Below are 11,978 nucleotides of genomic sequence, written 5' to 3'. Positions count from 1 at the left end.
GGTGTAGCCTTTGCTTTTCTGGTCGCGCGAGGCCCAGATCATCGTCTCATGCGCGTTCTGAAAGCGGCGGCCGCGAAAATTCGGCATCGGATTGGTCTTGCGCCAGACGACATCGTTGAGGATCCAGAAGCCGAGATCCTGCATCTTGGCGCCGACCCGAAAAATATTGTGATAGGAGCCGATGACCCAGATGGTGCCATTGGGCTTCAGCACGCGGCGCGCCGCCAGCAGCCAGGCGCGGGTGAAGGCGTCGTAGGCCTCGAAGCTCTCGAACTGGTCCCAGTCGTCGTCGACGGCATCGACCTTGGACTGGTCGGGCCGGTGCAGATCGCCGTCAAGCTGCAGATTGTAGGGCGGATCGGCGAAGATCACGTCGATGGATTTTTCGGGCAGCCGGTCGAGCGCTGCGACGCAGTCGCCTTTCAGGATCGTATCCAGCCACTCGGATTGCTGAGGAGCGTGGGAAAGCTCGTCGAGAAGACGCACGGCTGACATTGTTACACCCAAGGCACGCGTTACTGTTTACTGCCTGTTATGGTTACCGATCAGCGTAAATATTCGGTGAAGGCCTGAGGTGCTGACCCGGCAATTTGCGAAGGCCGGCCCGTTGGTGTATGCCCGCGCCGCCCGGGCTTGCTCGGGTCAACGCCCGCCCTCCCGCCTCCGGATCGCCATGCCACAGCCAGATCTTGTCATCTTCGATTGCGACGGCGTGCTCGTCGATTCCGAAATCATCGCCGCGCGCATCGAGGCCGAACTGCTGACCTTGGCCGGGTATGAGATATCGGCCGAGGAGATTGGCGAAACCTATGCCGGGCTGACCTTCAAGGACATCATGATGCGGGTCGAGGAAAAATCGCGCATCCCGTTCCAGGCCTCGCTGATCGACCGCGCCGAAGAGCTGGTCGACCGCAAATTGCGCAGCGACGTTCGCGCCATCGACGGCGTGCGCGAGGCGGTCGCCGCGGTGACGGTGCCGCGCTGCATCTGTTCGAATTCACGCTCCGAGCGGATCGAGTTCATGCTGGAGAAGGTGCATTTGCTGCCGTTCTTCGCCGGCCGGATTTTTTCGGCGATGGAAACACCGACCGGGAAAACCAAGCCGGCGCCCGACGTGTTCCTCTATGCCGCGCAAAAACTCAAGGCCGATCCGCAAAACACCTTCGTCATCGAGGATTCAGTGCATGGCGTGACCGGTGCCAGGACGGCGGGGATGCGCGTGATCGGCTTCACGGGAGCGAGCCACAGCTATCCCGGCCATGCCGATGCGCTGACCGAGGCCGGCGCCGAAACCGTCATTCGCCGCTGGGCGGAGCTGAAAAGCGTCATCGCCGCCCTGTCGGAATGGTCGGCGGATGCGTAAGGCATGCGCCTCCATCTGGAGGCGCGGTTCCAAGCGCCGCTATTCGGCCGCGGCAACCTTTTTCTTGTCGCCCTTCTTCGGCGCGCCTTCATCATAGCCGGCAAACGCCTGATAGTCCTTCGCGGTGGGCTCGGGAACGACGACGCTGGAATCGGTGAAGATGAATTGGGTAGCGGTCGAAGGGTCGGTAACCTGGATCTGATATTGGTGAAGCTGCGAGTAGAGCACGTCTGAACCATGCATCACGGCTACACGGATCGGCATGGTGATCGTACCGGGCTTGAACATCGGACCCGGCACGACCTTGCCGGCGATCCCGATCTTCATCGACAACTGGCCGTCGGCGCGGCTGCAGTCGCGGGTGACGTCCGTGATCGAGGCCTGGTAGATGATCTTGGTCGGATCCTTCTGCGGATCAACGAGAGTACCGTCCGGCGCCGTCTGGTCGGTCTGTGCCGCGTCAGCGGCGGGCTCGGCTTTCTTCTTGGGCTTCGGGCCGCTCTTGGCATAGGTGTTGAAGAAAGCGGTACCGTCGCGCAGCGTCACTTTCGGGCAGTAGGCCAGCAATTGGCTTCTGAGAACCTGTGGGTCCGGAGGCGGCGGTGGCGACGTGTCCTTCTTGCCGAAGCCAAGGATGCCATTGTCGCTCGATTGGCAGCCGGCGGCGGCAAGCATAAAGCCGGTGAGCGCCAGACCCGCGACAAAACGATGATAAAATGGGCGACCGTTGAACGAACAAAACGCCATGAACTACTCTTCCCTCTCGCAAAGCGGGTGACGTATATCAACCGCGCGGCAAAAATGCGACTGAGCCAGCGCAGAAATTAACCACTTTGCCGGGATGGAACCGCCCGGCGGCAATGGACATGTGACGATGCAATATGTGAGTACCCGCGGTGAAGCGCCCGTGCTTGGTTTTTCCGACGCGGTGATGGCGGGACTGGCGCGCGACGGCGGGCTTTATCTGCCCAGCGCCTGGCCGCATCTTTCGGCAGCCGAAATCCGTGCCATGCGCGGCCTTGCCTATCCCGATCTCGCCATTCGCGTGCTGGCGCCGTTTCTGGGCGGCGAGATCGCTATGCCGGTGTTCGAACGGCTGGTGCGCGAGGCCTATGCGACCTTCCGTCACGAGGCCGTCTGCCCGCTGGTGCAGACCGGTCCGAACACATTCGTCCTGGAGCTCTTCCATGGCCCGACGCTGGCTTTCAAGGACGTGGCCATGCAGCTTCTCGCCCGGCTGATGGACCATGTGCTGGCCGAACGCGACCAGCGCGCAACTATCGTCGGAGCCACCTCAGGCGACACCGGCGGGGCTGCAATCGATGCCTTTGCCGGGCGCGCCCGCACCGACATCTTCGTCCTGTTCCCGCACGGCAAGGTCTCGCCGGTGCAGCAGCGGCAGATGACGACATCGACCGCCGCAAACGTCCACGCACTGGCGATCGAAGGCAATTTCGACGATTGCCAGGGCCTGGTTAAGGACATGTTCAACGATCACGGCTTTCGCGACCGGGTGTCGCTGTCCGGCGTCAATTCGATCAACTGGGCCCGCATCATGGCCCAGATCGTCTATTATTTCTCGTCGGCGCTGTCGCTAGGCGCGCCCGACCGGCCTATCTCCTTCACGGTGCCGACCGGCAATTTCGGCGACATCTTCGCCGGTTACGCCGCCAAGAAGATGGGCCTGCCGATCGAGCGGCTGATCATCGCGACCAACGACAACGACATTCTGGCGCGCACGCTGTCGAGCGGCGAATACCGCACGAAAGGCGTCTTTTCGACGACGTCGCCGTCGATGGACATCCAGGTGTCGTCGAATTTCGAACGCCTGCTGTTCGAAGCGGCCGGCCGCGATGCCTCGACCGTGCGGCGCTACATGAGCGGGCTGAAACAGTCCGGCGCCTTCACTATCGAAGCGGCGGAGATCGCCAGGATCCGCGCCGAATTCGACGCCGGCCGTTCGACGATGGACGAAGTCGCCGCCACGATCCGCTCGACGCTGGCAGCCAGCAACTACCTGCTCGACCCGCACACCGCCGCGGCCATGCATATTGCCGCCGCAAACACCGCCAACGCCGTGCCGATGGTGGTGCTGGGCACCGCCCATCCGGCGAAGTTTCCAGCCGCCGTCGAAGACGCCTGCGGCGTGTCTCCGGCCCTGCCCGCATGGCTAGGCGGGTTGATGACATCAGAGGAAAAATACACGGTACTTCCATCCGACCTGAAAATGGTGGAAGATTACGTTAGCCACCACACGCGGGCGGCAAGTTAGGGAGTACCAGCTATATGGGTGTTGAGGTAAGCCGTCTGTCGAACGGCCTGACAGTCGCCACCGAAACCCTTCCAAGTCTCGAATCCGTCGCCCTGGGTGCCTGGGTCAAATCAGGCGCCCGCAATGAGCGTGACGAAGAGCACGGAATGGCCCACCTGCTTGAACACATGGCGTTCAAGGGAACCAGTCGGCGAAGCGCTTTCGAGATCGCTTCGGAAATCGAGGATGTCGGCGGCGAGATCAATGCCGCCACCAGCGTCGAGACGACGTCCTATTATGCAAGGGTGCTGAGCGACGACGTGCCGTTGGCCGTCGACATCCTCGCCGACATCCTCCAGGAGTCCGAGTTCGACCCGCAGGAGCTGGAACGCGAGCAGCATGTGATCCTGCAGGAGATCGGCGCCGCGCACGACACGCCCGACGACATCGTCTTCGATCGCTTCACCGAGACGGCCTTCCGCCACCAGACGATCGGCCGCTCCATCCTCGGCACGCCGGACACCGTCAAATCCTTCACGTCGAAGCAGCTGCACAAATTCATCGAACGGCAATATGCCGCCGAGCGCATGGTGGTCGTAGCTGCCGGTGACATCAAGCACGACAATTTCGTGCGTGAGGTCGAAAGACATCTCGGCGGCTTCCGCGCCAAGGCCGAAGGCAACATTCCGCAATATGCGCAATATGTCGGCGGTGATTTCCGCGAGGACCGCGACCTGATGGACGCCCAGATCGTCCTCGGATTCGAAGGCCGCGCCTACCATGTGCGCGACTTCTACGCCTCGCAGGTTCTGTCGATGATCCTTGGCGGCGGCATGTCGTCGCGCCTTTTCCAGGAAGTCCGCGAAAAGCGCGGCCTGTGCTATTCGGTCTATGCCTTCCATTGGGGCTTTTCCGACACCGGCATATTCGGCGTCCATGCTGCCACCGGGCAGAGCGACATCGCCGAACTGGTGCCCGTCGTCATCGACGAGCTGCAGAAGGCCGGCGAGAACATCCTGCAGGAAGAACTCGACCGGGCGCGCGCCCAGTACCGCGCCGGACTGATCATGTCGGCGGAAAGCCCGGCCAGCCGCGCCTCGCAGATCGCCCGGCAATTGCTGCTGTTCGGCCGGCCGATCGCCAAGGAAGAGCTGATGGAGCGGCTGTCGGCATTGACGATCAATCGGCTGACGGACCTGTCGTCGCGGCTGTTCTCGACCAAACCGACGCTGACCGCTGTTGGACCGGTGGGTACGCTCGCCCCCTATGAAGCGATCCTCGACTCGCTTTCGGGCACGCAGACCACGGCCCGCAAGCTCGCCGTCTAGCCTGTCCAAGCGCCCGTGTTCGCGCTCCCTTTCTTTCGCCGTGACCTGCCGGCGCTGAAGGGCGACCGGGTTACGCTGCGCGTGCCGCTGACCAACGACTATCGCGAATGGTCGGCGCTGCGCGGAGAAAGCCGCGCCTTCCTGGAACCGTGGGAGCCGCGATGGACCCCCGACGAGCTCGACCGCGCTTCATGGCGCCACCGCATCGGCCGCTACCGCGAGGACTATGCGCAAGGAACGGCGATCGCCTTCTTCATCTTCGAGAAAGGCAGCGGCAAGCTTGCCGGTGGCATCACGCTGGGCAACATTCGCCACGGCGTCGCGCAAAGCGGCCATATCGGCTACTGGATCGGCGAACGCTATAGCGGCCTCGGCCTGATGACCGACGCGGTCAAGGTCGTCTCGCACTTCGCCTTCGATACGCTGAGGTTGCACCGGATCGAAGCTGCCTGTATTCCCGACAACGCCCGGTCGATCCGCGTGCTTGAAAAAGCCGGATTCCGGCGCGAAGGACTTCTGCGATCCTACCTCAGGATCAACGGCATCTGGCAGGACCACTACCTCTACGCCCGGATCGCGGACGATCCGCCTGGCGCAGGAACGAAGGACTGATTTTGACGAATTTCCTGCGAATCAGGTCGCTGTTCGCCTTTGTCCTGGCAGCGATCATCATGCTTGGAGCGGCGTCCTCGTCCTTTGCCGTCGAACCGATCAAGATCGCCCGCGACGATGTGGCGCTCGATCTGTCGGGCGCCGTCGAAATCTACCGGAACCAGGGCGAGAACTTCCAGGTGTCGACCGCGCCCGGGCCTGACGGCATCGTGCGGCGCATCGAGGTCGAGGCCAATGACGCGCGCTCGACCGGCGACTGGGCGGTGTTCGCGCTGGCCAACACCACCGATCAGCAGCTCGACCGGCTGATCGTCGCACCGCATTTCCGGCTGGTGAATTCCGGCATCTTCTGGCCGGATCTCGGCTCGACCCGCATTGCCGCGATCACACCGAGCGAAGGCTTCGCGCTCGACCGCCAGACCAGCCCCGACGCCGATGTGTTCCGGGTGACGCTGAACCCCGGAACGGTGGTCACCTTCATCGCCGAGCTTGCCTCGCCCAAGCTGCCGCAGGTCTACCTCTGGGATCCGGAATCCTACAAGGATTCGGTCAATTCCTACACGCTGTTTCGCGGCATCGTCATCGGCATTGCCGGCCTGCTGGCGCTGTTCCTGACCATTCTGTTCGTCGTCAAGGGAACCTCGATGTTTCCGGCGACGGCGGCGCTCGCCTGGGCAGTGCTCGCCTATATCTGCGTCGATTTCGGCTTCCTCAACAAGATCATAGAGATATCGCCCGGCAATGAGCAGATGTGGCGGGCCGGAACGGAGGTGGCGCTGGCGGCGACCTTCGTGGTGTTCCTGTTCGCCTATCTCAACCTCAACCGCTGGCATGGCCATTTCAGCTATGGCGCTCTGGTCTGGATCCTGGGGCTGGTGCTGATCGCGGGCGTCGCCATCGTCGATCCGGCGGTCGCCGCCGGCATTGCCAGGATTTCCTTCGCCGCCACCGCGCTGACCGGGCTCGGCCTGATCATCTTCCTCGGCATACGCGGCTATGACCGCGCGATCATGCTGGTGCCGAGTTGGGTCATGGTGCTGCTGTGGCTGTGCGGGTCATGGATGGCGATCACCGGCATGCTCGACAACGACATCGCCCAGCCGGCGCTGGGCGGCGGGCTGATCCTGATCATCCTCTTGATCGGTTTCACCGTCATGCAGCATGCCTTTGCCGGCGGCGCGCTGCATCAGGGCCTGTTCTCGGATCTCGAACGCCAGGCGCTGGCCGTCGCCGGATCCGGCGACACTGTGTGGGACTGGGACGTGCTGCGCGATCGCGTCGTCACCAAGCCGGATGTCAGCATCCAGCTCGGGCTCGCGCCCAACAGCCTCGGCGGTGCTGCCCGCAACTGGCTGCCGGTGCTGCATGCCGACGACCGCGACACTTTCCGCACCACGCTCGACGTGGTGCTCGAACACCGCCGCGGCCGCGTGGCACAGAATTTCCGCCTGCGCGGCGCCGACGGGCACTATCACTGGTTCTCGCTTAGGGCGCGCCCGGTGATCGGATCGGACGGCGAGGTCATCCGCTGCGTCGGCACGATGGTCGACGTGACCGAGCAGAAGAAATCCGAGGAACGGCTGCTGCACGACGCCGTGCACGACAATCTGACCGGCCTGCCGAACCGCGAGCTGTACATGAACCGGCTAGAGGCGATCATCTCGATCGCCCGCACGGAAGACAAGGTGCGCCCCACCGTCTTCGTCATCGACATCGACCGCTTCAAGCAGGTCAACGACGGGCTCGGCATCTCGGCCGGCGACACCATCCTGCTGACGATCGCGCGCCGGCTGCACCGGCTGCTCAAGCCGAAGGATTCGCTGTCGCGCTTTGCCGGAGACCAGTTCGCGCTGATGCTGTTGTCGGAGCAGGACCCTGCCCGCATCGCGGCCGTGGCGGACGCCATCAAGCATGCGATCAACAACCCGATCACCTTCGCCAAGCGCGAGATCGTGCTGACCGCTTCGATCGGGCTGATCACCTGGACCTCGGCGCAGACGTCTGCCGAGGACATGGTCAAGGACGCCGAGCTTGCCATGCATCAGGCCAAGCGCTTCGGCGGCGACAGGATCGAGCCTTTCCGCCCGGCCTTCCGCACCGTCGGCACCGACCGCTTGCAGCTCGAATCCGATCTGCGCCGCGCCATCGAACGGCGCGAATTCACGCTCGCCTACCAGCCGATCGTGCGGCTGGAAGACGGCAGCGTTGCCGGGTTCGAAGCGTTATTGCGCTGGGACCATCCGCGCCGCGGCATGATCCCGCCGGCGGATTTCATCCCAGTCGCCGAAAGCTGCGGCCTGATCGTACAGCTTGGCCTGTTCGCCATGCAGCAGGCGGCCGAAGACCTCGCGGCATGGCAGAAGCAGATCGGCGACGCGCCGCTGTCGGTTTCGGTCAATCTGTCCAGCCGTCAGCTCATCCGCCGCGACCTGGTCAGCGACGTCCGTTCGGTGATCGCGCGCGCCAATCTGAAGCCACGCTGCTTCCGCCTCGAACTCACCGAATCGCTGGTGATGGACAATCCCGAACAGTCAGCCCATGTGCTGACCAAGCTGAAGCAGCTTGGCATCGGCCTGTCGCTTGACGATTTCGGCACCGGCTATTCATCGCTGGCCTATCTGACGCGCTTTCCCTTCGACACGATCAAGATCGACAAGAGCTTCGTCGACGACACGACGCCGAAGCGCGCGGTGCTGCTCAAATCGATGGTCAGCATGGCGCATGACCTCGGCCTCTCGGTTGTGGCCGAGGGCATCTCGGATGAAAGCGATGCGCTCGAACTGCGGCAGATGGGCTGCGAATATGTGCAGAGCTTCATGTTCGGCGCGCCGATGCCCGGCGACCAGGTGCTGAAGACGCTGAAGGAACAGTATCCGCTCACTCAGGCGTGATTAAGATTCAGGACGAGACTCAGGCGCAACCGACTGCCACGCTGAGATGCGCCAGTTGAAGTTGAATCGGCTCGACCGATGCCCGGAAGCGGGGGAGCCCGTATTTGCGTTCCGATATATCCGTCGGCCTGCGAAGCGGGAGACATTGGTCGCTCTCGAATGCCGGCCCATTGTCGTGTGTTGCGCCGGCAGCTTCACGACCGGGCCCAACACCGACCAACTCTACCCATACAGAGCGATGCCTGATTCGATAGTCCGCTTCGATATTTCTCAGTGCGCGACCCGCTCAGGCTCGACCTTGAAATGCACGGCCTCGCGACGGTTGAGTTCACGCAGGACCGCCGAGAGGTTGGCAAGCCGAGGATTTCCGCGCGGCCCGAACATCCGCATCAGATTTTTCGGATCAATCGAGACGGCCTCACCCAAGCTATCGAAGCCAACAGTGGCGTTGATATAATCCCGGATCAGCGCCTTGCCGGTGTCGGCCTCGCCAGCGGCAAAGGCTTCAACCGCCTCGCCGAGAAGCGCTGCCCTAAACTCCGGATCGCGCTCGGCACGCGCCTTCACGGTCTCCTTGAAACTGCGCGACAGTGCCATTGCCTTCACTCCTTCGCTTTCTTGCGCCGCTTGTAGGCTGTCCAACGATCATGGGCCTGGGCGATGTCTGCCTGCTGGCGGCTTTTCGTTCCACCCGCCAGCAGGATGATCAGCTTCGTGCGATCGAATGCCAGGTAGATTCGAATGCCCGGCCCCCAGTCGATCCGCCATTCCGACACACCCTGCCCGACCGGCTTCAAACCGGATTGGCTGCCGACGCTGAGACGAACGATAGCAGTCGTGACTTTGGCGGCATGCGCCGCCGGGAGCTTATCGAACCATTCCTCGAACGGGCTATTTCCCCGCTCATCCTCATAGACCTTGACTTCGATCATATAGTGTCATATACGACACCTTCAAGTTTGACGCAATGCTCAGGTGACATAATTTCCGCCCAAGGGGCGGCTGTCGTGTCGGGCACCAGGCGTCAGGTTTTCACGGCTAGGCGTGACCGGCGGCCACGCTGAGATGCGCCAGGTCGATGCCGATCGAGGCGAGGATTCGGTCGTATTTGCGCTCGATGTCGGTGTCGAACAGAAGCTCGGCACTTGCCGGGCAGGTCAGCCAGCCGTTCTCGGCGATCTCGCTTTCCAATTGTCCGGCACCCCAGCCCGAATAACCGAGCGCCATCAGCGCGTGCCGTGGCCCGCGGCCCGACGAGATCGCGCGCAATATGTCGACGGTTGCGGTCAGGCAAATGTCGTCGGAGACGGTCAGCGAGGATTCCACCCGGTAGTCGCCCGAATGCAGGACGAAGCCCCGGCTGCGATCCACCGGGCCGCCATTGCGCACGACGAAATCGCGAGCCTGCGCCGGCAGGCGGATCGCCTCCTGCTCGTTCATGATGCCGAGCTGCACGAGCAGGTCCGGAAACAGCATCTGCTGGGTCTGGTTGATGATGAGGCCCATCGCGCCTTCATCGCTGTGCGCGCAGATGTAGATGACTGAGCGCGTGAAACGATCGTCCTTCATGCCGGGCATGGCAATCAGGAACTGGTCGTCGAGGAAGCCGCGTGCGGCAGCCGTCTTCTTGTGGCGCAACAAGTCCATGGGAGGGAGGGTAACGCGTTTCCGCACCGCCGAAAAGATGCGCAGCGCGCGATTTGGCCAAAGCTCTCTGACCGAGGTCACGCAAATATGATACCAGCGACGCCATGAAATCATTGCACAGCCATCAACTGACGCTCAAATCAGCGCCATGCAACGCTTGAAAGTCCTGCTGCTCGGCGCCGCTGTTGGATTGGGAACAGGTCTTCCCGCGGCCGCCTCCTCGTCGATATGGTACAATAGCGAAGGCGGCAAGGTGCGGCTGGTGACGAGCGGCAAGCCCGACGAAGCCGGCCGCCTCCACGGCGTGCTCGATATCGCGCTCAAGCCCGGCTGGAAGACCTACTGGCGCGATCCGGGCGACGCCGGCGTGCCGCCGCAACTCGATATCTCGGCCAGCACCAATATCACTGATGCGACATTTTCGTTTCCGCCGCCCCAGCGCCACGGCGACGGCTACGGCAAATGGGCCGGCTACGACCATCCGGTCTCGTTGCCGGTGACCTTCACCCTGTCGGCGCCGAACCAGCCGGCTGTCATCGATGCCGATATTTTTCTCGGCATCTGCGAGACGATCTGCATTCCGGTGCAGACGCGGCTAACCGTCGACCCCGGCTCGGATCCGGACAATGCCGAGGATACCGCGCTGGTGAAGGCGGCCCTTGCGACGCTGCCCACCCCCGCAGGGCCCGATTTCGGCATCAAAATCCTGCCGGGCGACCATGAGACGCTGATCGTCGAGGCGAGCTTTCCGGGCGATCCGGAGGCGGTGGATTTCTTCGTCGCCGGTGAGCGGGATTACATGTTCGGCGCTCCTGCCCGCAGCGAAAAGGACGGTAAGCTGGTGTTTACCGTGCCGATCCTCGACCGGCCGTCGACGACGCCGACGGATGGCGGTCTCTACTATACGCTGACCAGCGCCGATGGCGCCGTCGACGGACTGCTGCCGTTCCCCTGATAGGTTTGACGCATGTCGTTTTCCCAAAACCGCTACACACTTTTGGGCGACGTGCACTGGTTCCCTTTATGCATGTCGTTTCCCCAAAACCGCTACGCACTTTTGGGCGACATGCAATGATGCTGGCCGCTCGGATGCCGGCCGCTGGCCAGTTGCAGGAATAGGCCTGGTCCGCTATCGCAAGCACACCTTCTTCCCATCCTTCCCAAGCGAGAGATTCAATGACCATTTCCATTGGCGACAAGCTGCCCGAAGCGACCTTCAAGACGATGACCGCCGATGGCGCCAAGGCGATCACGACGGCTGAGATTTTCTCGCGAAAGAAGGTGGTGCTGTTCGCCGTTCCCGGCGCTTTCACGCCGACCTGCAGCAACAACCATCTGCCAGGCTATCTCGACAATTACGACGCCATCCTGGCGCGCGGTGTCGACACGATCGCGGTCGTTGCCGTCAACGACGTTCACGTCATGGGCGCCTGGGCCCGCTTCAGCGGCGGCGAAGGCAAGATCCTCTATCTGGCCGACGGCAATGGCGATTTCGCCAAGGCGATCGGGCTTGACGCCGACCTTTCCGGCGGCGGCATGGGGCTGCGCTCGAAGCGTTTTTCGATGATCGTCGACGATGGCAAGGTTATCGCTCTCAATGTCGAGACAAAGCCTGGCGTCGACGAGTCCGGTGCGGCTCACATTCTCGGACAACTTTAGCCTGGCGATTGCCTGCTTGGGGGACTTCAATGACGTTTGACATCTTCTGGCGCGCTGTGGCGATCGGCATCGGCGCCACCGTGCTGATGGATATCTGGGCGATTTTTCTCAATTTGGCGTTTGCCCAACCGCGACCGAGCTGGGGGCTGGTCGGCCGCTGGGTCTGGCACCTGCGTGAGAAGGTCTTTCATGACGATATCGGCAAGGCCGCGCCCTATGCGCATGAA

The 11,978-nt window shown here is 62.7% G+C and carries 13 protein-coding genes; 8 read left to right on the top strand and 5 right to left on the bottom strand.

Annotation, left to right across the window (positions count from 1 at the left end):
- The coding region (locus CN311_RS27150; RefSeq protein ID WP_133117270.1) for a DNA-methyltransferase at positions 1-495 on the bottom strand (495 nt) is incomplete at its 3' end.
- Between the two features lie 178 nt (positions 496-673).
- Here CN311_RS27150 and CN311_RS27145 point away from each other — a divergent pair.
- Positions 674-1,363: an HAD family hydrolase gene (locus tag CN311_RS27145; protein ID WP_097576718.1), complete on the top strand. Its 690-nt coding sequence runs from the start codon at positions 674-676 to the stop codon at positions 1,361-1,363.
- A 39-nt stretch (positions 1,364-1,402) separates the two neighbouring features.
- Here the strand turns inward: CN311_RS27145 and CN311_RS27140 are convergent, their stop codons facing one another.
- Positions 1,403-2,110, bottom strand: coding sequence for a hypothetical protein (locus tag CN311_RS27140; RefSeq protein WP_097576717.1), 708 nt, complete (start codon positions 2,108-2,110; stop codon positions 1,403-1,405).
- A gap of 127 nt (positions 2,111-2,237) precedes the next feature.
- Here CN311_RS27140 and thrC point away from each other — a divergent pair, with 127 nt between their 5' ends.
- Genes thrC through CN311_RS27120 form a run of 4 tightly spaced genes read left to right on the top strand, consistent with a single transcriptional unit; the run spans position 2,238 to position 8,445 of the window.
- A complete protein-coding gene (gene thrC, locus CN311_RS27135; RefSeq protein ID WP_097576720.1) occupies positions 2,238-3,635 on the top strand; it encodes a threonine synthase in 1,398 nt (465 codons plus the stop codon).
- 14 nt (positions 3,636-3,649) lie between these two features.
- On the top strand, positions 3,650-4,942 hold the full coding sequence (locus CN311_RS27130) for a M16 family metallopeptidase (protein ID WP_097576716.1): 1,293 nt from the start codon (positions 3,650-3,652) through the stop codon (positions 4,940-4,942).
- Between the two features lie 15 nt (positions 4,943-4,957).
- Positions 4,958-5,554 (top strand): GNAT family N-acetyltransferase, encoded by a 597-nt coding sequence (locus CN311_RS27125; protein ID WP_097576715.1) that lies wholly within the window; start codon positions 4,958-4,960, stop codon positions 5,552-5,554.
- Between the two features lie 2 nt (positions 5,555-5,556).
- The gene (locus CN311_RS27120; protein ID WP_097576714.1) at positions 5,557-8,445 is read left to right on the top strand and encodes an EAL domain-containing protein; all 2,889 of its coding nucleotides are present in this window, start codon (positions 5,557-5,559) and stop codon (positions 8,443-8,445) included.
- A 270-nt stretch (positions 8,446-8,715) separates the two neighbouring features.
- Here CN311_RS27120 and CN311_RS27115 read toward each other — a convergent pair whose 3' ends face one another.
- The 3 genes from CN311_RS27115 to CN311_RS27105 form a co-directional block, all read right to left on the bottom strand.
- Positions 8,716-9,042: a helix-turn-helix domain-containing transcriptional regulator gene (locus CN311_RS27115; protein ID WP_097576713.1), complete on the bottom strand. Its 327-nt coding sequence runs from the start codon at positions 9,040-9,042 to the stop codon at positions 8,716-8,718.
- A gap of 5 nt (positions 9,043-9,047) precedes the next feature.
- Positions 9,048-9,377 (bottom strand): type II toxin-antitoxin system RelE/ParE family toxin, encoded by a 330-nt coding sequence (locus CN311_RS27110; protein WP_342586710.1) that lies wholly within the window; start codon positions 9,375-9,377, stop codon positions 9,048-9,050.
- A 106-nt stretch (positions 9,378-9,483) separates the two neighbouring features.
- A complete protein-coding gene (locus CN311_RS27105) occupies positions 9,484-10,092 on the bottom strand; it encodes a YqgE/AlgH family protein (protein WP_097576712.1) in 609 nt (202 codons plus the stop codon).
- A gap of 148 nt (positions 10,093-10,240) precedes the next feature.
- On the opposite strand from CN311_RS27105, the gene CN311_RS27100 reads away from it, so the two are divergent.
- From CN311_RS27100 to CN311_RS27090, 3 genes are all read left to right on the top strand, one after another.
- The gene (locus tag CN311_RS27100; protein ID WP_097576711.1) at positions 10,241-11,047 is read left to right on the top strand and encodes a protein-disulfide reductase DsbD domain-containing protein; all 807 of its coding nucleotides are present in this window, start codon (positions 10,241-10,243) and stop codon (positions 11,045-11,047) included.
- A gap of 221 nt (positions 11,048-11,268) precedes the next feature.
- Complete coding sequence (locus CN311_RS27095) at positions 11,269-11,751, top strand: peroxiredoxin (protein ID WP_097576710.1); 483 nt, start codon at positions 11,269-11,271, stop codon at positions 11,749-11,751.
- 29 nt (positions 11,752-11,780) lie between these two features.
- On the top strand, positions 11,781-11,978 hold a 198-nt coding region (locus tag CN311_RS27090), incomplete at its 3' end, for a DUF2938 family protein (RefSeq protein WP_115504277.1).

Source organism: Mesorhizobium sanjuanii, assembly GCF_002529485.1.
Lineage (GTDB): Bacteria > Pseudomonadota > Alphaproteobacteria > Rhizobiales > Rhizobiaceae > Mesorhizobium > Mesorhizobium sanjuanii.
Note: the sequence above shows the minus strand (reverse complement) of the source record. Positions and strands in the feature narration are given on the sequence as shown.